Source organism: Enterobacter genomosp. S (assembly GCF_001631805.1).
Lineage (GTDB): Bacteria > Pseudomonadota > Gammaproteobacteria > Enterobacterales > Enterobacteriaceae > Enterobacter > Enterobacter quasihormaechei.
On sequence record NZ_LVVA01000019.1, the window covers coordinates 71,764 to 91,137 of the forward strand.

25 protein-coding genes are annotated in these 19,374 nt (G+C 55.0%); 12 read left to right on the forward strand and 13 right to left on the reverse strand.

What is annotated here, in order from left to right; all coding sequences use genetic code 11:
- Positions 1 to 18: 18 nt before the first annotated feature.
- The 3 genes from arcB to mtgA all read left to right on the forward strand — a co-directional run bounded on the left by arcB (position 19) and on the right by mtgA (position 3,960).
- Positions 19 to 2,352, forward strand: a complete 2,334-nt coding sequence (gene arcB / locus A3466_RS13815; RefSeq protein WP_063451025.1) for an aerobic respiration two-component sensor histidine kinase ArcB — start codon at positions 19 to 21, stop codon at positions 2,350 to 2,352.
- A 232-nt stretch (positions 2,353 to 2,584) separates the two neighbouring features.
- On the forward strand, positions 2,585 to 3,238 hold the full coding sequence (gene elbB / locus A3466_RS13820) for an isoprenoid biosynthesis glyoxalase ElbB (protein ID WP_063451026.1): 654 nt from the start codon (positions 2,585 to 2,587) through the stop codon (positions 3,236 to 3,238).
- On the forward strand, positions 3,235 to 3,960 hold the full coding sequence (mtgA, locus tag A3466_RS13825) for a monofunctional biosynthetic peptidoglycan transglycosylase (RefSeq protein ID WP_063451027.1): 726 nt from the start codon (positions 3,235 to 3,237) through the stop codon (positions 3,958 to 3,960). Before elbB ends, mtgA begins: the two co-directional genes overlap by 4 nt.
- Before the next feature lie 39 nt (positions 3,961 to 3,999).
- On the opposite strand, the gene npr is transcribed toward mtgA, so the two are convergent.
- The 11 genes from npr to A3466_RS13880 all read right to left on the reverse strand — a co-directional run bounded on the left by npr (position 4,000) and on the right by A3466_RS13880 (position 11,919).
- The gene (gene npr / locus A3466_RS13830; protein ID WP_003861872.1) at positions 4,000 to 4,272 is read right to left on the reverse strand and encodes a PTS phosphocarrier protein NPr; all 273 of its coding nucleotides are present in this window, start codon (positions 4,270 to 4,272) and stop codon (positions 4,000 to 4,002) included.
- Positions 4,269 to 5,123, reverse strand: a complete 855-nt coding sequence (rapZ, locus tag A3466_RS13835; protein WP_063451028.1) for an RNase adapter RapZ — start codon at positions 5,121 to 5,123, stop codon at positions 4,269 to 4,271. Before rapZ ends, npr begins: the two co-directional genes overlap by 4 nt.
- A gap of 45 nt (positions 5,124 to 5,168) precedes the next feature.
- On the reverse strand, positions 5,169 to 5,660 hold the full coding sequence (gene ptsN, locus A3466_RS13840; RefSeq protein ID WP_003861869.1) for a PTS IIA-like nitrogen regulatory protein PtsN: 492 nt from the start codon (positions 5,658 to 5,660) through the stop codon (positions 5,169 to 5,171).
- 82 nt (positions 5,661 to 5,742) lie between these two features.
- Positions 5,743 to 6,030: a ribosome hibernation promoting factor gene (gene hpf / locus A3466_RS13845; RefSeq protein WP_003861866.1), complete on the reverse strand. Its 288-nt coding sequence runs from the start codon at positions 6,028 to 6,030 to the stop codon at positions 5,743 to 5,745.
- A 22-nt stretch (positions 6,031 to 6,052) separates the two neighbouring features.
- On the reverse strand, positions 6,053 to 7,486 hold the full coding sequence (gene rpoN / locus A3466_RS13850; RefSeq protein WP_063451029.1) for an RNA polymerase factor sigma-54: 1,434 nt from the start codon (positions 7,484 to 7,486) through the stop codon (positions 6,053 to 6,055).
- Between the two features lie 47 nt (positions 7,487 to 7,533).
- Positions 7,534 to 8,259: an LPS export ABC transporter ATP-binding protein gene (gene lptB / locus A3466_RS13855; RefSeq protein ID WP_003861862.1), complete on the reverse strand. Its 726-nt coding sequence runs from the start codon at positions 8,257 to 8,259 to the stop codon at positions 7,534 to 7,536.
- A 6-nt stretch (positions 8,260 to 8,265) separates the two neighbouring features.
- Positions 8,266 to 8,820: a lipopolysaccharide ABC transporter substrate-binding protein LptA gene (gene lptA / locus A3466_RS13860; protein ID WP_063451030.1), complete on the reverse strand. Its 555-nt coding sequence runs from the start codon at positions 8,818 to 8,820 to the stop codon at positions 8,266 to 8,268.
- Positions 8,789 to 9,364 carry an LPS export ABC transporter periplasmic protein LptC gene (lptC, locus tag A3466_RS13865; protein ID WP_063451031.1) on the reverse strand — a complete coding sequence of 192 codons (576 nt, stop codon included), beginning with the start codon at positions 9,362 to 9,364 and terminating at the stop codon, positions 8,789 to 8,791. The genes lptA and lptC overlap by 32 nt, the downstream gene beginning before the upstream one ends.
- A complete protein-coding gene (gene kdsC / locus A3466_RS13870) occupies positions 9,361 to 9,927 on the reverse strand; it encodes a 3-deoxy-manno-octulosonate-8-phosphatase KdsC (RefSeq protein WP_063451032.1) in 567 nt (188 codons plus the stop codon). The genes lptC and kdsC overlap by 4 nt, the downstream gene beginning before the upstream one ends.
- 14 nt (positions 9,928 to 9,941) lie before the next feature.
- Positions 9,942 to 10,928, reverse strand: a complete 987-nt coding sequence (gene kdsD, locus A3466_RS13875) for an arabinose-5-phosphate isomerase KdsD (protein WP_003861853.1) — start codon at positions 10,926 to 10,928, stop codon at positions 9,942 to 9,944.
- Between the two features lie 13 nt (positions 10,929 to 10,941).
- A complete protein-coding gene (locus A3466_RS13880) occupies positions 10,942 to 11,919 on the reverse strand; it encodes a calcium/sodium antiporter (RefSeq protein WP_063451033.1) in 978 nt (325 codons plus the stop codon).
- Between the two features lie 227 nt (positions 11,920 to 12,146).
- On the opposite strand from A3466_RS13880, the gene mlaF reads away from it, so the two are divergent.
- The 7 genes from mlaF to murA all read left to right on the forward strand — a co-directional run bounded on the left by mlaF (position 12,147) and on the right by murA (position 16,940).
- Positions 12,147 to 12,959 (forward strand): phospholipid ABC transporter ATP-binding protein MlaF, encoded by an 813-nt coding sequence (gene mlaF / locus A3466_RS13885; RefSeq protein WP_063451034.1) that lies wholly within the window; start codon positions 12,147 to 12,149, stop codon positions 12,957 to 12,959.
- Between the two features lie 7 nt (positions 12,960 to 12,966).
- On the forward strand, positions 12,967 to 13,749 hold the full coding sequence (gene mlaE, locus A3466_RS13890) for a lipid asymmetry maintenance ABC transporter permease subunit MlaE (RefSeq protein ID WP_003861848.1): 783 nt from the start codon (positions 12,967 to 12,969) through the stop codon (positions 13,747 to 13,749).
- A gap of 4 nt (positions 13,750 to 13,753) precedes the next feature.
- Complete coding sequence (gene mlaD / locus A3466_RS13895) at positions 13,754 to 14,302, forward strand: outer membrane lipid asymmetry maintenance protein MlaD (protein ID WP_063451035.1); 549 nt, start codon at positions 13,754 to 13,756, stop codon at positions 14,300 to 14,302.
- An 18-nt stretch (positions 14,303 to 14,320) separates the two neighbouring features.
- Positions 14,321 to 14,956: a phospholipid-binding protein MlaC gene (mlaC, locus tag A3466_RS13900; protein WP_063451036.1), complete on the forward strand. Its 636-nt coding sequence runs from the start codon at positions 14,321 to 14,323 to the stop codon at positions 14,954 to 14,956.
- Positions 14,956 to 15,249 (forward strand): lipid asymmetry maintenance protein MlaB, encoded by a 294-nt coding sequence (gene mlaB / locus A3466_RS13905; RefSeq protein WP_063451037.1) that lies wholly within the window; start codon positions 14,956 to 14,958, stop codon positions 15,247 to 15,249. Before mlaC ends, mlaB begins: the two co-directional genes overlap by 1 nt.
- A 126-nt stretch (positions 15,250 to 15,375) precedes the next feature.
- Positions 15,376 to 15,630: a BolA family iron metabolism protein IbaG gene (gene ibaG, locus A3466_RS13910; RefSeq protein WP_003861840.1), complete on the forward strand. Its 255-nt coding sequence runs from the start codon at positions 15,376 to 15,378 to the stop codon at positions 15,628 to 15,630.
- Between the two features lie 50 nt (positions 15,631 to 15,680).
- Entirely contained in the window at positions 15,681 to 16,940 is a 1,260-nt protein-coding gene (murA, locus tag A3466_RS13915) for a UDP-N-acetylglucosamine 1-carboxyvinyltransferase (protein ID WP_006812128.1), read from the forward strand.
- A 63-nt stretch (positions 16,941 to 17,003) separates the two neighbouring features.
- Here murA and sfsB read toward each other — a convergent pair whose 3' ends face one another.
- Positions 17,004 to 17,291 carry a DNA-binding transcriptional regulator SfsB gene (sfsB, locus tag A3466_RS13920; RefSeq protein ID WP_063451240.1) on the reverse strand — a complete coding sequence of 96 codons (288 nt, stop codon included), beginning with the start codon at positions 17,289 to 17,291 and terminating at the stop codon, positions 17,004 to 17,006.
- Positions 17,292 to 17,519: 228 nt separating this feature from the next.
- Positions 17,520 to 18,491 (reverse strand): octaprenyl diphosphate synthase, encoded by a 972-nt coding sequence (ispB, locus tag A3466_RS13925; RefSeq protein ID WP_063451038.1) that lies wholly within the window; start codon positions 18,489 to 18,491, stop codon positions 17,520 to 17,522.
- Between the two features lie 257 nt (positions 18,492 to 18,748).
- On the opposite strand from ispB, the gene rplU reads away from it, so the two are divergent.
- Together rplU and rpmA are read left to right on the forward strand one after the other, a co-directional pair.
- The gene (gene rplU, locus A3466_RS13930; protein WP_003025032.1) at positions 18,749 to 19,060 is read left to right on the forward strand and encodes a 50S ribosomal protein L21; all 312 of its coding nucleotides are present in this window, start codon (positions 18,749 to 18,751) and stop codon (positions 19,058 to 19,060) included.
- Positions 19,061 to 19,079: 19 nt separating this feature from the next.
- Positions 19,080 to 19,337, forward strand: coding sequence for a 50S ribosomal protein L27 (rpmA, locus tag A3466_RS13935; protein WP_003861831.1), 258 nt, complete (start codon positions 19,080 to 19,082; stop codon positions 19,335 to 19,337).
- Positions 19,338 to 19,374: the final 37 nt, after the last annotated feature.

Below are 19,374 nucleotides of genomic sequence, written 5' to 3' on the forward strand. Positions count from 1 at the left end.
GTCGTGAAGGGATCCTCTATGAAGCAAATTCGAATGCTGGCCCAGTACTACGTCGATCTGATGATGAAGCTCGGGCTGGTGCGTTTTTCCATGCTGCTGGCGCTGGCGCTGGTCGTTCTGGCCATCGTCGTGCAAATGGCCGTCACCATGGTTCTGCATGGCCAGGTCGAGAGCATCGACGTCATCCGCTCTATTTTCTTTGGCCTGCTGATTACCCCGTGGGCGGTCTATTTCCTCTCCGTGGTGGTTGAGCAACTGGAGGAGTCCCGACAGCGTTTATCAAAGCTGGTGGATAAGCTGGAAGAGATGCGTGAACGCGATCTCAAGCTCAACGTCCAGCTCAAGGACAATATTGCCCAGCTGAATCAGGAAATTTCAGACCGTGAAAAGGCGGAAGCCGAGCGCCAGACCACGCTGGAGCAACTCAAAATTGAGATGAAAGAGCGTGAAGTCACGCAGATCCAGCTTGAACAGCAATCCTCTTTCCTGCGCTCGTTCCTCGATGCGTCGCCGGATCTGGTGTTCTACCGTAACGAAGATAAAGAGTTTTCCGGCTGTAACCGGGCCATGGAGCTGTTGACCGGGAAAAGCGAAAAGCAGCTGATCCACCTGAAGCCGCAGGACGTCTACTCCGAAGAGGCGGCGGCAAAAGTGATGGAGACGGATGAAAAAGTCTTCCGCCACAACGTCTCGCTGACCTACGAGCAGTGGCTGGACTACCCCGATGGGCGTAAAGCCTGCTTTGAGATCCGCAAAGTGCCTTATTACGATCGGGTGGGTAAACGTCATGGTCTGATGGGCTTTGGCCGCGATATCACCGAGCGTAAGCGCTATCAGGATGCGCTGGAGCGCGCCAGCCGTGACAAGACCACCTTCATCTCCACCATTAGCCATGAGCTTCGTACGCCGCTTAACGGCATTGTGGGATTGAGCCGCATTCTGCTGGATACCGACCTGACCAGCGAGCAGGAAAAATACCTCAAAACGATCCACGTTTCGGCGGTCACGCTGGGCAATATCTTCAACGATATTATCGATATGGATAAGATGGAGCGCCGTAAGGTCCAGCTTGACAACCAGCCGGTTGATTTTACCGGCTTCCTTGCGGACCTGGAGAACCTGTCAGGTTTGCAGGCCCAGCAAAAAGGGTTGAGCTTCGTGATGGAGCCAACTCTGCCGCTGCCGCATAAAGTGGTGACGGACGGCACGCGGCTGCGTCAGATCCTGTGGAACCTCATCAGCAACGCCGTGAAGTTTACCCAGAAGGGGCAGGTTGCGGTGCGCATTCGCTATGACGAAGGGGACATGCTGCACTTTGAAGTTGAGGACTCGGGTATCGGCATTCCTCAGGAGGAGCAGGACAAGATCTTCGCCATGTATTATCAGGTTAAAGACAGCCACGGCGGTAAACCGGCAACGGGTACGGGCATTGGCCTGGCGGTGTCGAAACGCCTGGCGAAAAGTATGGGCGGGGATATCACCGTTGCCAGCCAGCCGGGTAAAGGCTCAACCTTTACCCTTACCGTACACGCGCCTGCCGTCGCTGAAGAAGTGGAAGATACGTTCGAGAACGACGATATGCCACTGCCGGCCCTGCACGTTCTGCTGGTGGAAGATATTGAGCTGAACGTTATTGTCGCCCGGTCGGTACTGGAAAAACTCGGCAACAGCGTGGATGTGGCAATGACCGGCAAAGCCGCGCTGGAGATGTTCACGCCGGGCGAGTACGACCTGGTGCTGCTTGATATTCAGCTACCGGACATGACCGGGCTGGATATCTCCCGCGAGCTGACGCGCAAGTACGCCCCTGACGAGCTGCCGCCGCTGGTGGCGCTGACCGCAAACGTGCTGAAAGATAAAAAAGAGTACCTCGAGGCCGGTATGGACGATGTGCTCAGCAAGCCGCTGGCGGTACCCGCCCTGACGGCGATGATCAAGAAGTTCTGGGATACCTGTGATGAAGAGGAGAGCACCATGACGTCTGTTGATAGCGCCAAAGCCCAAACGATACTCGATACCGCCATGCTGGAGCAGTATATCGATCTGGTGGGACCAAAACTGATCACCGACGGTCTGGCCGTGTTCGAAAAAATGATGCCGGGCTATCTGAACGTGCTCGAATCTAACCTGACGGCGCGTGATCAGAAGGGCATCGTCGAAGAGGGACATAAAATCAAGGGCGCGGCTGGCTCCGTCGGGTTACGCCATCTCCAGCAGCTGGGCCAACAGATTCAGTCGCCTGATTTACCTGCGTGGGAAGATAACGTGGGTGACTGGGTTGAAGAGATGAAGCAGGAGTGGCAGAACGATGTGGCGGTGCTGAAAGCCTGGGTGGAATCCAGAAAAAAATGACCCCGGCTATACCGGGGTGCGCGAATACTGCGCCAACACCAGGGAAATCGTGGCTGCGCCTGATTTTTATGGGTTGTTTTCGCATGGACGCCGCCTGAAAATTGAGGCCGCACGCAGATAAGATAGCAAATCTTAAACAGTTTGTTACATGAATCAGTGAAATGTGTGAAGCATAGCGTTTTAATCAGAATTTTTAATGTGCTTCGGCGAGTTGCTTAGAAGGATCGTCAGAATGAAGAAAGTGGGTGTCGTGCTGAGCGGATGTGGCGTTTACGATGGTTCAGAGATACATGAAGCCGTATTAACGCTGCTGGCATTATCGCGCCAGGGGGCAGACGTTATCTGCTTCGCGCCGGATAAAACTCAAGCAGACGTAATGAATCATCTTACCGGCGAGCCAATGGCGGAAAGCCGTAACGTGCTGATTGAAGCGGCGCGTATTGTGCGTGGCGATATTCATCCGCTGGCACAGGCCGATGCCGCTGAACTTGATGCGCTCATCGTGCCGGGCGGCTTTGGCGCGGCGAAAAACCTGAGCACGTTTGCCACTGATGGGGCTGCGTGTCAGGTCGATCCCGACTTAAAAGCGCTATCGCTGGCGATGCATGCGGCGGGTAAGCCGCAGGGCTTTATCTGCATTGCGCCAGCCATGCTGCCGAAAATTTTTGATTTCCCGCTGCGGCTCACGATCGGAACCGACATTGATACCGCTGAAATTATCGAGGATATGGGCGGCGAGCACGTGCCATGCCCGGTCGACGACATTGTGGTGGATGAGGACAACAAAATCATCACCACGCCGGCGTACATGCTGGCGCAGAACATCGCTGAGGCTGCCGCCGGCATTGAAAAGCTGGTGGACAGAGTGCTGGTTCTTACCGAATGAGTCGTAAATTATCCCCAGGCGGGTGGTTAAAACGGATCCTGCTGCGTATTGTGCTTGTGCTGGCCGTTTTCTGGGGCGGAGGCATTGCGCTGTTCAGCATCCTGCCCGTCCCGTTCTCCGCCGTGATGGCAGAGCGGCAGATTAGCGCCTGGCTTTCAGGTGATTTCGGCTACGTTGCCCACTCAGACTGGGTCGGCATGGATGACATCTCCCCGTGGATGGGGCTGGCGGTCATTGCGGCAGAAGATCAGAAATTCCCCGAGCACTGGGGTTTTGACGTGGCGGCTATCGAGAAGGCGCTGGATCATAACGAGCGTCATGAAAACCGCGTGCGCGGCGCGTCGACGCTGTCCCAGCAGACGGTAAAAAACCTGTTCTTATGGGACGGTCGCAGCTGGGTGAGGAAAGGTCTGGAGGCCGGGCTGACGCTGGGCGTCGAGACGGTGTGGAGCAAAAAACGCATTTTGACCGTCTATCTGAATATCGCGGAGTTTGGGGATGGCGTGTTTGGCGTCGAAGCGGCATCGCAACGTTATTTCGGCAAGCCCGCCAGCAGGCTGAGTATGTCCGAAGCGGCGCTGCTTGCCGCCGTGCTGCCGAACCCTCTGCGTTTCAAGGCCAGCGCGCCGTCAGGCTACGTGCGAAGCCGCCAGGCGTGGATCATGCGCCAGATGCGTCAGCTGGGTGGGGAAGGGTTTATGGAGCGAAATCATCTTATGTAGGGCGGGTAAGCGTTGCGCCACCCGCCGACGTAGCGAACGTTAGTCTTCGTCAAACCCGGCATTAAACAGGGCAATCACCGCGGCCAGCGCTTCTTCTTCCTGCGGGCCGGTCGCTTCGACTTCAATCTGGCGTCCTTTGGCAGAATCCAGCATCAGCAGCGCAATCACGCTGTTGGCTTCTGCCTCGGTTCCCTCGTCGTTGCGCAGCAGCACCTCAGCATCAAAACCCTGCATCAGTTCAAACAGCTTCATCGCCGGGCGCGCATGCATGCCCAGCTTGTTGGTGATTTCGACGGTCTGTTTTACGGTCATGTTTTGCGTTTTTCCAGCGTGCGATGACGGGACTGAACGTTCTTCCCGCGTGAGCGGAAGTAATCGGCCAGCTGTTCGGCAATATAGACCGAACGATGTTTACCGCCGGTACAGCCAATCGCCACCGTCAGGTAGCTGCGATTGTTTGTTTCCAGCATAGGTAACCATAGCTCAAGGTAGCTTCGCGTCTGGTAGATAAAATTATGTACTTCTGTGTGTCGGTCAAGGAACGCCGCCACGGGCTTATCCAGACCGGTCATCGGACGCAGTTTCGGATCCCAGTGTGGGTTCGGCAGGAAACGCACATCAAAAACGTAATCCGCATCGATAGGAATGCCGTGCTTAAAGCCGAAGGATTCAAACACCATCGTCAGTTCGCGCTCGCGCTTGCCGAGCAAGCGAGTACGCAGCATTTCCGCCAGCTCGTGGACGGACATTTCAGAGGTGTCGACAATCAGGTCGGCGCGGGAACGCAGCGGCTCAAGCAGATCGCTTTCTTTATCAATGGCGCTTTCCAGCGACAGATTTTTACTGGAGAGCGGATGCAAACGACGGGTATCGCTGTAGCGGCGGATCAGCGTGTTGCGGTCAGCGTCAAGGAACAAAAGCTGCGGTGAAAAACACTCCGGCAGATTGTTCATTGCCTGCTCGAAGATTTCCGGCGATTCCGGCATGTTGCGCACGTCAATACTGACGGCGGCAGAGATTTGCCGGTCCGCAAGCGTCCGCGCCAGATCGGGTAACAACACTACCGGCAGGTTATCTACACAGTAAAATCCCATGTCTTCCAGCGCACGCAGGGCCACGGACTTCCCGGACCCCGAACGACCGCTGACGATCATCAGCACCATGTTCCGTTTCTCCTCAGGGCAGCCGTTCTGAAGGCCTTCTCCCGATTATGCCTCATCCTGATTGCCTTCTGCTTCAGTGATAATTTGATAAAGCTCTTCATCACTTTGGGCTGAGCGCAGTCGACGACAAATGGTTTTGTCCGCCAGACGTTTGGCCACCAGCGACAGCGTGTGCAGATGGGTTTTGGTCTGATCGGCAGGAACCAGCAGCGCGAAGAGCAGATCCACAGGCTGGTTATCGATGGCGTCAAAAGCGATAGGCGTTTCCAGTTGCACAAACACCCCCACGGCACGCAGCGTATCTTCTTCCAGCTTGCCATGCGGGATCGCAATGCCGTTGCCGATGCCGGTACTGCCCATTTTTTCACGGGTCAGAATGGCTTCAAACACGATCTGCGGCGGCAGACCCAGCTGTTTTGCGGCCAGTTCACTGATAATTTCCAGCGCACGTTTTTTGCTCTGGCAGTGAACGCCACTGCGGGTACAATCCTGGTTAAGGACATTGCTCAGTTGTAGAGCGGAATCGTTGTTTATCATAATTTCACCTAAGCGCTAACCGTACAAATGGCCTGTTGTGTCTCACAACAGGCCGTCCTGCACCCGTTAACTGCCCGGACAATTAGTGTTGTTTCAGTTTATCTTTATGTTTATTGAGCTGTCTCGCAAGCTTATCAATCAAGCCGTCGATAGCCGCGTACATGTCTTGCCCTTCCGCACTGGCATGGAGTTCCCCTCCGTTGACGTGCAGAGTCGCATCCGAGATATGCGTCACTTTCTCCACTTTCAACACAACATAGACCTGATTGATCCTTTCGAAATACTGCTCGAGTTTTGCGAACTTAGTGTTCACAAAATCGCGTAAGGCCTCAGTAATCTCGACGTTATGTCCGGTGATATTGAGCTGCATAGTGTCTTCCTTATCGGTTGTGTCAAACCAGTTGTTTACGCTGGTTAGACGGCGGAATGGATAAAGACTCTCGATACTTCGCAACAGTACGGCGTGCCACCATAATACCCTGATCGGACAGCATGGTGGTTAACTTACTGTCACTGAGTGGCTTCGCGGGGTTCTCCGCGGCGATCAACTTCTTCACCAGTGCGCGAATGGCCGTTGACGAGGCTTCGCCGCCGCCTTCGGTATTCACGTGGCTGGAGAAGAAATACTTAAGCTCAAAAATACCGCGCGGGCTGTGCAGGTACTTCTGCGTAGTTACGCGGGAAATGGTTGATTCATGCATCTCGACGGCCTGGGCGATGTCTGCCAGCACCATCGGTTTCATAAACTCTTCGCCCTGTTCAAAGAACGCCTGCTGCTGTTCGACAATACAGCGGCTGACGCGCAGCAGCGTGTCATTTCGGCTCTCCAGGCTCTTAATCAACCATCGTGCTTCCTGAAGGTTGCTGCGAATGTATTGATTATCGGCGTCGTTACGTGCGCTGGTGCACATGGAGGCATATTGCTGGTTGATTTGCAGGCGAGGAAGGCTGTCGGCGTTCAGTTCAACGACCCAGCGGCCGTTGTGCTTTCTCACCAGCACATCAGGAATGACATATTCCGGTTCGCTGGTCTGGATCGACTGTCCCGGACGCGGATCAAGTGACTGGATCAGATTCACGGCTTCCTTCAGCACCTCTTCTTTGAGGCGCGTGACGCGCATCAGGGTGCGGAAATCGTGATTCGCCAACAGATCCAGATGATCGCTGATGATGAGCCGGGCTTCGTCAATCCACGGTGTCTCTTTGGCAAACTGCGAAAGCTGGATCAGCAGGCAGTCGCGCAGATCTCTCGCGGCGACGCCAATCGGGTCGAAACGCTGGACGCGCTTGAGGACGGCTTCGATCTCTTCCATCTCAATGTCGTCATCGCCGATGCTTTCCAGAATATCGTCCAGCGTCACGGTCAAATAGCCCGTGTCGTCAACGGCATCGACAATCGAGGTGGCAATCGCGCGATCGGTATCCGAGAAAGGCGTCAGCTCCACCTGCCACATCAGGTAGTCCTGAAGCGACTGGGTGGTTTCGCCCTGATAGACCGGCAGTTCGTCGTCCTGATAGTCCGCGCGCGTGCCGGAAGGCGTTCCTGCGGTGTAGATTTCATCCCAGCTGGCATCCAGCGGCAGCTCGTCTGGCATCTCTTTTTGTTCGAGCGCATCGGCGGTGTCGAGCGTTTCCGTGTCCTGCGTTTGCTGGGTATCTACCTCGTCATGAAGATCGGTTTGCTCCAGCAGCGGATTGCTGTCCAGCGCCTGCTGGAGCTCCTGCTGGAGTTCTAACGTGGACAACTGCAACAGACGGATGGCCTGTTGTAGCTGCGGCGTCATGGCCAGTTGCTGGCTGAGCCGTAATTGCAAACCTTGCTTCATGTTCAGCGCGTTTTTCTCCGGTTCGGCGTGACTTAACCTCTACCCTATCAGAGTCTGAAGTCTTCCCCAAGGTACACGCGCTTAACATGCTCATCTTCGAGGATTTGCTGCGGCGTACCGTGGGCAATCAGATGGCCCTGGCTCACAATGTAGGCGCGTTCACACACGGCCAGCGTTTCGCGTACGTTGTGGTCCGTGATCAGTACGCCAAGCCCGCTGTCGCGCAGATGCTCAATGATACGTTTGATATCGATAACCGAAATCGGGTCAACGCCCGCAAACGGTTCATCCAGCAGGATAAATTTCGGATTTGCTGCCAGCGCGCGCGCAATCTCAACGCGGCGGCGTTCACCGCCGGACAGCGCCTGACCGAGGCTGTCGCGAAGGTGTTCAATATGAAACTCTTCCATCAGCTCGTTCGCGCGGTCGGTGCGCTGCTCGCTGGTCAGATCGTCACGGATCTGGAGCACGGCCATCAGGTTATCGAACACGCTTAAGCGGCGGAAGATAGACGCTTCCTGCGGCAGGTAGCCGATGCCACGACGCGCGCGGGCATGCAGCGGCAGCAGGCTGATGTCTTCATCATCAATGATGATGTTGCCAGCGTCACGCGGGACAATGCCCACCACCATGTAGAAGGTTGTAGTTTTACCCGCACCGTTAGGGCCAAGCAAGCCCACGATTTCGCCGGAGTTGACGGTCAGACTGACATCTTCGACGACGCGGCGGCCCTTGTACGCTTTCGCGAGGTTTTTTGCAGTTAATGTTGCCATAACGAATTAGTTACTCTTTTTCTGTGCCGGAGCCTGACCGTTGTTCTTGTCCTGCAACTGCGAAGGCACAAGCACGGTAGTGACGCGTTTACCTTTTTCGCTGGAGGCCTGCATTTTCTGCTCTTTCACCAGATAGGTGATCTTGTCGCCTTTGATGTTACTGTCCAGCTGTTCCAGGTAAGCATTACCGGTCAGGATGACCAGATCCTTCGCCAGTTCGTAGTGCATATGCGAGGCATGGCCTTTTACCGGCTTGCCGTTGTCCTGCATCTGGTAGAACGTGGCCGGGTTGCCATAACCATCAATAATCTCTTTGCCCTGTTCGCCGCCCGGACGGGTAACGACCACTTTGTCGGCATTGATTTTGATGGTGCCCTGGGTCACGACGACGTTGCCGGTAAAGGTAACGACGTTACCCTGCATATCCAGAGACTGCGTATCAGATTCGATATGAATCGGCTGTTCGGTGTCGCCAGTCACAGCAAGCGCGGGAAGACTGGCCGCCAGCAGCGCGCTGGCGATAACAACTTTAAGGCTGAGTTTGTTTGTTTTGAATTTCATAGGAGGTTCTAACCTTTTCAATCAGCTCGGCGTTTTTGCTGCGTAAGTTCCCGCGCATTCTTAAACCGCTGGAATTAAATGTTGTGCCATACAGGGTGACTAAATCCTGCGACGTGACATCCTGGGTGACCAGGTTGATCTGGGCGTTATCGGTCGTAATTTTGCGCAGTTGAGCGTCAGCGGTCAGGGCGTTGACCTCAACGTGACCATACAGATAAAGCATACGGTCATTTGTCAGTTTTGCCCGGTCAGACTTGATCGACCACGTCGGCACTTTGTCGGTATCAAAGGTGGTCAGCACCGGCTGGGTAAACCACGAAACACCGTCATCTGAAAAATATTCGACATGCTGAGCAATCAGGCGATAGTTCAGTGCGCCTTCCGGGCTATAGACCACGGTATCGCTGCGATCGCTTTTGTAGGTCGGGTCGCTCGTGTTGACCACTTCCGTTTGCGTATCATCGCGGTCAGCGAGGTTCACGCCAATCAGGATCAGGACGACAAGCGAAAGCAGAATGATAACCCAACGTCTGGTTTTACTCATATCGATTGCCCTTTCGCCTCATCAAGCTTGCCCTGCGCCAGCAGAAGCAGATCGCAGACTTCACGCACGGCACCGCGGCCACCGTGAATATGGGTAACGTAATCAGCACGCGGGATCAGCAGCGGGTGCGCGTCAGCCACGGCAATGCTCAGACCCACCTCCGCCATCACTGGCCAGTCGATCAAATCATCCCCGACGTACGCCACATTCTCTGGCGCAATGGCCAGTTTTCCCAGCAAATCCCGGAAGGCTACCATCTTATCAGACTGTCCCTGATAGAGATGCGTAATGCCCAGCGTTTCACACCGATCTTCTACCAGTTTAGCTTTCCGCCCGGTGATGATTGCAACTTCAATACCGGACGTGAGCGCACAGCGGATGCCGTAACCGTCGCGAACGTTAAAGGCTTTCAGCTCTTCGCCGTTATTGCCCATATAAATCAGACCGTCAGAAAGTACGCCGTCTACATCGAGGATCAGCAGGCGGATAGTTTCCGCCTTTGCCATCATCTGGGCGCTTACCGGGCCATAACAGGTTGCAAGGGATGCACCCGCATTACTCATTGTCTTATCCTTCATTACACTACGCCTGCGCGCAGCAGATCATGCATATGTACCACACCCAGCAGTTGGTCGCCATCGGCAACCATCACTGAGGTAATATGACGGGACTGCATCAGGTTCAGCACATCGACCGCCAGCGTGCCCGGACGGACGCGGATCCCGCCTGGCGTCATCACATCCGCGATGCCCAGCGTTCGGACATCCACACCCATATCGAACACCCGGCGCAGGTCACCGTCGGTGAAAATGCCCTGAATCTTCATTAAGTCGTCACAGATGACCGTCATGCCCAGGTTTTTGCGGGTGATTTCCAGCAACGCGTCGCGCAGAGAAGCCTCTTTGCTGACGTGCGGGATTTCATCCCCGGTGTGCATAATATCGTTAACCCGCAGCAGCAGTTTGCGTCCGAGCGCGCCGCCGGGGTGAGACAGGGCGAAATCCTCAGGCGTAAAACCGCGGGCTTCCAGCAGCGCAACGGCAAGGGCATCGCCCATCACCAGCGCGGCGGTGGTGCTGGAGGTCGGCGCCAGTCCCAGCGGACAGGCTTCTTTCGGCACCTTCACGCACAGGTGAATATCTGCCGCCCGCGCCATGCTGCTTTCCGGGCGGCTGGTCATGCAAATCAGCGGGACGTGCAGGCGCTTCAGCACCGGGATTAACGCCAGAATTTCATTCGATTCCCCGGAGTTAGACAGCGCAATAACCACGTCCTGCGGCGTAACCATCCCGAGGTCACCGTGCGCGGCTTCACCCGGATGAACGAAGAAGGACGAGGTGCCGGTGCTGGCAAAGGTCGCCGCCATTTTGCGCCCGATATGGCCAGACTTGCCCATCCCCATCACCACGACTTTACCGGCACAGTAGAACATCTTCTCACAGGCCAGACTAAAATCCTGATTAATGTACTGATCTAACTGCGCCAGACCTTCACGTTCAATCTCCAGAACGTCTTTGCCTGCTTTCTGAAAGTCAAAACCCGGCTGCAATTCTATTTGCGACATAATGCGTTTCCGTTTACCCAGAGAGAAGTGGCGAGAGCCAGTACAGCATCGCCAGCCATACGATAAATCCACCCGTCAGCAGCGCGCCTGCAACTTTTCCGATCTGCTCTTTTCGCCGCCAGCAGAGCAGGGCGAAAATGACGCTGACCAGCAGCATCACACCGTAATCGCGCGTGAAGACCATGGGGTTAAACGGCCCCGGCGAGATCAGCGCCGGCAGCCCTGTCACGATCGCGATATTGAAAATATTAGAGCCAATGATATTGCCGATGGCGATATCATCTTCCCCTTTACGCGCCCCGGCGATGGCGGTGGCCAGCTCTGGCAGGCTGGTGCCGATGGCGATGACCGTCAAACCGATAGTCAGTTCGCTCATCGCAAACGCGTTCGCCAGCACCGTCGCGTTATCGACGACCATCCGCGTGGCCATCGGCATGATGATCAGCGCGACGCCCAGCCACAGCAAGGCGACGGGTAAGGTGCCTTCCCTGGGCAGCTCGGCGAGATGCTCACGCGTGAGGCTATCGTTGCCCTGTTTTTCCGCCAGACGTGCGATTTTCACGCTGTAAAGCAACCAGATCCCGGCCAGGGCGAGCAGGAATATACCGTCATCAATGCTCAGCACCCCGTCGTAAAGCACGTAGCCAGCCAGCAGGCTAACGACTAACATTAGCGGCAATTCGCGGCGCAAAACATCAGAATGGACGCGAAATGGATGCAGCAATGCGGCTAAGCCTAAAATCAGTAAGATATTGACGATGTTAGAGCCAATCGCGGTGCCGATAGCGAGGTCGACCTGACCATGCAGCGAGGCTGAAACAGAAACAATGATTTCAGGAAGCGATGTGCCTACACTGACCACCGTCATCCCGATAATGATGGGCGGCATGCCAATGAGTCGACAAAGAATGGATGCGGCAAAGACCAAACGGTCAGCACTGTAGACCACCAACAGTAAACCAATTATTAACAGTGCTGTTGCTAAAAGCATCAAAAGTCCTTTCTTCAGGTATACTCGCTGGTCCACTGCGCACGGATTCTGGCGCCAGATGAAGTCTGAGACGTGACGAATTCCTAATTTTGACTTTATGCGCCGGAAAAGTAAAACAAATGCCAGCTTTAGCTAACCCCAATAGTGAATATTCTGTAAAAATGCGGGGTTTAGGGCTGATTTACGCTTCATGCCAGCCGTGAAGCAAGGTAAGTAAGGAACCATAAATGAGCCAAACGATGGCGAATATAGTCGATGTCCGGGGCGTCAGTTTTTCTCGCGGCAGCCGGGTGATATTTGATGATATTTCGGTGACTGTGCCGCGCGGTAAAATCACCGCCATCATGGGGCCGTCAGGGATCGGTAAAACGACGTTGCTGCGTCTTATCGGCGGGCAAATCCCCCCTGACAGCGGCGAAATTCTCTTCGACGGTGAAAACGTCCCGGAGATGTCTCGCTCGCGCCTCTACACGGTTCGCAAACGAATGAGCATGCTCTTTCAGTCAGGTGCGCTGTTCACCGATATGAACGTATTTGACAACGTGGCCTATCCGCTGCGTGAGCACACCCATCTTCCTCCTGCGCTGTTGCACAGCACGGTGATGATGAAACTCGAAGCCGTGGGGTTGCGGGGGGCGGCGAAACTTATGCCGTCCGAACTCTCCGGCGGAATGGCGCGCCGTGCCGCGCTGGCGCGTGCTATCGCCCTTGAACCGGATTTAATCATGTTCGACGAACCGTTCGTCGGGCAGGACCCTATCACTATGGGCGTACTGGTGAAGCTCATTTCAGAACTGAACAGCGCCCTTGGCGTCACCTGCGTGGTGGTTTCCCACGACGTGCCGGAAGTGCTGAGCATTGCTGATTACGCCTATATTGTGGCTGACAAAAAGATCGTCGCCCACGGCAGCGCTCAGGCGTTGCAGGAGAATGGCGATCCGCGCGTGCGGCAGTTCCTGGACGGTATCGCAGATGGGCCGGTGCCTTTCCGCTATCCGGCAGGCGACTATCATGACGATTTACTGGGAATAGGGAGTTAAGCCACTCATGCTGTTAAATGCGTTGGCGGGTCTTGGACACCGTGGCCTAAAAACCATCAGTACGTTCGGGCGTGCCGGATTAATGTTGTTCAACGCGCTGGTTGGCAAACCGGAGTTCCGCAAGCATGCGCCGTTACTGGTGCGGCAGCTTTATAACGTCGGCGTACTGTCGATGCTTATCATCATCGTGTCGGGGCTGTTTATCGGCATGGTGCTGGGGTTGCAGGGGTATCTGGTGCTGACAACCTACAGCGCGGAAACCAGCCTTGGCATGCTGGTGGCGCTCTCGCTGCTGCGTGAGCTCGGGCCGGTGGTTGCCGCGCTGCTGTTCGCCGGGCGTGCCGGGTCAGCACTGACGGCGGAAATTGGCCTGATGCGCGCCACCGAGCAGCTTTCCAGCATGGAGATGATGGCGGTCGATCCGCTGCGCCGGGTGATCTCACCGCGCTTCTGGGCCGGGGTTATCTCCTTACCGTTACTGACTATCCTCTTTGTGGCGGTCGGTATCTGGGGCGGCGCGCTGGTCGGCGTCAACTGGAAAGGCATTGATGCCGGGTTCTTCTGGTCCGCCATGCAGGACGCCATCGATCTGCGGATGGATTTGGTGAACTGTCTGATCAAGAGCGTGGTTTTCGCTGTGACGGTTACCTGGATTGCGTTGTTTAATGGTTACGATGCCATTCCGACGTCGGCGGGCATTAGCCGCGCAACGACGCGTACTGTCGTACATTCGTCGCTGGCCGTTTTAGGTCTGGATTTTGTGCTCACCGCACTGATGTTTGGGAATTGAGTTCATGCAAACGAGAAAAAATGAAATTTGGGTTGGCGTGTTTCTGCTTCTGGCGCTGCTGGCCGCGCTGTTCATCTGCCTGCGAGCGGCGGACATTACCTCTGTTCGCGCCGAGCCGACGTATCGCGTCTACGCGACCTTCGATAATATCGGCGGCCTGAAGGCGCGCTCGCCGGTGCGTATTGGTGGCGTCGTCATTGGACGTGTAGCGGACATTACGCTTGATGAAAAAACGTATCTGCCGCGCGTCGCGATGGATATCGAAGAGCGCTATAACCACATTCCTGACACCAGCTCGCTCTCTATCCGCACTTCTGGCCTGCTGGGGGAGCAATATCTGGCCCTCAACGTTGGTTTTGAAGATCCTGAGCTGGGAACGTCTATCCTTAAAGACGGTAGCGTAATCCAGGATACCAAGTCAGCGATGGTGCTGGAGGATATGATTGGTCAGTTCCTTTACAACAGTAAAGGGGATGATAAAAAGTCTGACGATGCCCCTGCGCAGAGTGAAGACCACACCAACGTCGAACCGACGCCAGGCGCGACGAATTAATTTCAGGAGAAGTCATTCATGTTTAAACGACTGTTAATGGTTGCCATGCTGGTCATTGCCCCTCTGACTGCGGTACACGCTGCGGATCAGAGTAACCCGTACAAACTGATGGATGAGGCTGCGAAGAAAACCTTCGACCGTCTTAAAAACGAACAGCCCAAAATTCGCTCTAACCCTGACTATCTGCGTGATGTCGTGGATCAGGAGCTGCTGCCGTATGTGCAGATCAAGTATGCGGGCGCGCTGGTGCTGGGCCGTTATTACAAAGAGGCGACCCCGGCGCAGCGCGAGGCTTACTTCGCGGCGTTCCGTGAATACCTGAAACAGGCTTACGGTCAGGCGCTGGCGATGTATCACGGTCAGACCTATCAGATTGCCCCTGAACAGCCGCTGGGCGATGCCACCATCATTCCTATCCGCGTGACAATTATCGATCCAAACGGCCGTCCGCCGGTTCGCCTGGACTTCCAGTGGCGTAAGAACAGCCAGACCGGAAACTGGCAGGCGTATGACATGATCGCCGAAGGCGTAAGCATGATCACCACTAAACAGAACGAGTGGAGCGATCTGCTGCGCACCAAAGGTATTGATGGCCTGACGGCTCAGCTTCAGTCTATCTCTCGTCAGAAAATTACCCTGGACGAGAAGAAGTAATGTCGCAGCAGCTTAGCTGGGCGCGAGACGGCGAGACGCTGACGCTGACGGGAGAGCTGGATCAGGATCTACTTAACCCGCTGTGGGACGCTCGCCATAACGCGATGCAGGGCGTGACGCGGATTGATCTACATGGCGTCACGCGGGTAGATACCGCCGGTATTGCGCTGCTGGCGCACCTGGTTGCCACTGGCAAAAAGCAGGGGAGCAGCGTTACCCTGACGGGGGTAAGCGACAACGTCGTCACCCTTGCACAGCTTTACAATTTGCCCGAAGACGTATTACCTCGCTAATTTTTTCAGTACGTTACTTCCGAAAGCCCCGACAGTTTATGCGTCGGGGCTTTTTGCTTGTTTAAGACCGCGCCACTTTGCTCTAAGATGTTGGGCTTGTTTTCACTATCAGATGATGTAGACCCCATGGAAAATAATGAAATCCAGACTGTGCTGATGAATGCACTCTCCCTTCAGGAAGCCCACGTCTCTGGCGATGGCAGTCACTTCCAGGTTATTGCTGTGGGTGAGATGTTCGACGGAATGAGTCGCGTGAAAAAACAGCAGGCTGTGTACGCGCCGCTGATGGAATACATTGCGGACAACCGCATTCACGCCCTGTCGATTAAAGCGTTCACCCCACAGGAGTGGGCACGCGATCGCAAACTAAACGGTTTTTGAGCTGGGGGCGAAGCGCCCGCAGCACGGTTGAATTTATAAGAGAGCAAACAATGGATAAATTTCGTGTACAGGGACCCACGCGTCTCCAGGGCGAAGTCACAATTTCTGGCGCTAAAAACGCCGCGCTGCCCATTCTTTTCGCTGCGCTGCTCGCAGAAGAGCCGGTAGAGATCCAGAACGTACCGAAGCTGAAAGATATCGACACGACCATGAAGTTGCTCGGCCAGTTGGGCACCAAAGTGGAGCGTAACGGTTCCGTCTGGATCGATGCCAGCAACGTGAACAACTTCTCAGCACCGTATGAGCTGGTGAAAACCATGCGTGCTTCCATCTGGGCCCTTGGGCCGCTGGTGGCGCGTTTCGGTCAGGGGCAGGTTTCACTGCCGGGCGGATGCGCTATCGGCGCGCGTCCCGTCGACCTGCATATCTTTGGCCTGGAAAAGCTGGGCGCGGAGATCAAGCTGGAAGAAGGCTACGTGAAAGCGTCCGTCAATGGTCGTCTGAAAGGCGCGCACATTGTCATGGACAAAGTGAGCGTGGGCGCAACGGTGACCATCATGTCGGCTGCTACGCTGGCAGAAGGCACTACCATCATCGAAAACGCCGCGCGTGAACCGGAAATCGTGGACACCGCGAACTTCCTGGTCGCACTGGGTGCGAAGATCAGCGGGCAGGGCACGGACCGTATCACCATCGAAGGCGTTGAGCGTCTGGGTGGCGGCGTGTACCGCGTCCTGCCAGACCGTATCGAAACCGGGACCTTCCTGGTGGCGGCGGCCATTTCTGGCGGTAAGATTGTCTGCCGCAACGCACAGCCGGATACCCTGGATGCGGTGCTGGCGAAGCTGCGCGATGCGGGCGCAGACATTGAAATTGGTGAAGACTGGATAAGCCTGGATATGCACGGGCAGCGTCCTAAAGCCGTTAACGTGCGCACTGCGCCACACCCGGCCTTCCCGACGGATATGCAGGCGCAGTTCACCCTGCTGAACCTGGTGGCCGAAGGCACGGGCTTCATCACGGAAACCATCTTCGAAAACCGTTTCATGCATGTCCCGGAGCTGATCCGTATGGGGGCGCATGCTGAGATTGAAAGCAACACGGTCATCTGTCACGGCGTTGAAAAACTGTCCGGTGCGCAGGTGATGGCGACCGATCTGCGTGCGTCTGCGAGTCTGGTACTGGCAGGGTGTATTGCGGAAGGGACTACCGTTGTCGATCGTATCTACCACATCGATCGTGGTTACGAGCGCATTGAAGACAAACTGCGCGCGCTGGGTGCGAATATCGAGCGTGTGAAGGGCGAGTAATCGTTCCGGCACCCCCCTGCCAGAACAGGCCGGGGGATTGCTGTTCCTGTAAATCCCGGTGCATCAGTCCTGATGTGCTTTCTTCGTTTTGCTCTGACGCATCATGCGCGTTCTGTCGATAAATTCATGGGTAATGGGATCGTGGTAGCGTGACGGCCATATCACCCACGGATGCGTATCCAGCGCCCTCGCGATAATCAGCTCCCCCTTCGGCCATGGGCGGGTCAGTGCGTTTGCCAGCGTCGACGAGCTCAATCCGTTGCGACGTGATTCGGCAGCCAGCGATGTCCCTTTTTTACGCAGTGCCGCAATAATGTCAGCAGAATGCCAGTCGATGAATTTTGTATCCATAATGCTGTCCTTGTGTTCGTTATCGTCCACGCCTTTTCGTGTGAAAAGACAGCATTACTATACTCACTTAGAACATCTGTTCTAAAAAGTTCATGTTACGAGAAGCAATATTCAGAATAAGGCATGGCTTTATACATGCGGCCTGTAACCTGATGAGCTTACACGGAAATGTAATTTACTGGGGCGTACTGGAATCTCCCTGCGGATCGCAGGGAGACGAGGAGAGGATTAACGATCGCGCTGGACGGCGATATGCGCGAGGCCGATTAGCGCATCGCGCCATGGGCTGTCAGGAATGACCTGAATGGCGGCGATGGCTTTGTCTGCTTCTTCTTCTGCACGCTGACGCGTCCATTCCAGGGAGCCACAGACTGCCATTGTTTCCAGTACCGGTTCCAGAAGATGGCGACCATTTCCCTGCTCGATAGCCTCGCGGATCATTTTCGCCTGATCCGGTGTGCCATTGTGCATCGCGTGGAGCAGCGGCAGCGTTGGCTTGCCTTCGTTCAGGTCATCACCGACGTTTTTACCGAGCGTTTCGCCATCCGCGCTGTAGTCCAGCAAATCATCAATCAGCTGGAATGCGGTACCGAGATAGCGGCCATAGTCCTGAAGCCCTTTTTCCTGCGCTTCGCTACAGCCTGCCAGAATCCCGGAGCACTGCGCGGCGGCTTCAAACAGACGTGCGGTCTTGCTGTAAATCACCCGCATGTAGTTTTCTTCGGTGATGTCCGGGTCGTTAACGTTCATCAACTGTAGGACTTCGCCTTCAGCGATAACGTTCACCGCTTCTGACATCACTTCCAGCACCTTCAGCGAGCCAAGGCTGGTCATCATCTGGAAAGCGCGGGTATAGATAAAATCCCCGACCAGAACGCTTGCCGCATTACCAAACGCGGCGTTGGCGGTGGCTTTACCCCGACGCATGTCTGATTCATCCACAACATCGTCGTGAAGCAGGGTGGCGGTGTGGATAAATTCGATCAGCGCCGCGATTGTGACGTGGGCGTTCCCCTGATAGCCAACCGCGCGTGCGGCCAGAATGGCAATCATTGGACGAATACGTTTACCGCCGCCGCTGACGATGTAATAGCCCAACTGATTGATCAGCTGAACGTCAGAGTTGAGTTGCTCCAGGATTGCTGCATTCACACCCGCCATATCTTGCGCGGTTAACTCATTGATTTTTTCTAAATTCATCGCAAAAGCCGGGCTTTTTATCCTGTTTATCCCACACGAGATGGGTACACAAAGGGTTTCGGTTTATAAATAGTATTGCTGATTGTACTGAAAAAACGGCTCAGATAAACGTTACCGTACGTGTTGTGTTTTTTTTCTTCATGTATTGATGGTAGCACTTGTCAAAGGCTCGCGTTTTGCGTAATATTCGCGCCCTATTGTGAATATTTATAGCGCACTCTGAATCATACGAGGATGTGCGCGGAAGCGGAGTTTATATGTACGCGGTTTTCCAAAGTGGTGGTAAACAACACCGAGTAAGCGAAGGTCAGACCGTTCGCCTGGAAAAGCTGGACATCGCAACTGGCGAATCTGTTGAGTTCGCAGAAGTTCTGATGATCGCAAACGGTGAAGAAGTCAAAATCGGCGTTCCTTTCGTTGATGGCGGCGTTATCAAAGCTGAAGTTGTTGCTCACGGTCGTGGCGAGAAAGTTAAAATCGTTAAGTTTCGTCGTCGTAAACACTATCGTAAGCAGCAGGGCCACCGTCAGTGGTTCACTGATGTGAAAATTACTGGCATCAGCGCCTAAGACCTGAGGAGAGATTTAAATGGCACATAAAAAGGCTGGCGGCTCCACACGTAACGGTCGCGATTCAGAAGCTAAACGCCTGGGCGTTAAGCGTTTCGGTGGCGAATCCGTTCTGGCGGGTAGCATCATCGTTCGTCAGCGTGGCACCAAGTTCCACGCGGGTACCAACGTAGGTTGCGGTCGTGACCACACTCTGTTTGCTAAAGCAGACGGTAAAGTGAAATTTGAAGTTAAAGGCCCGAACAACCGTAAATACATCAGCATCGTTGCTGAGTAAGGTTTTCTCGGTCCGGTAACGGATTAAAGCCCCGCAA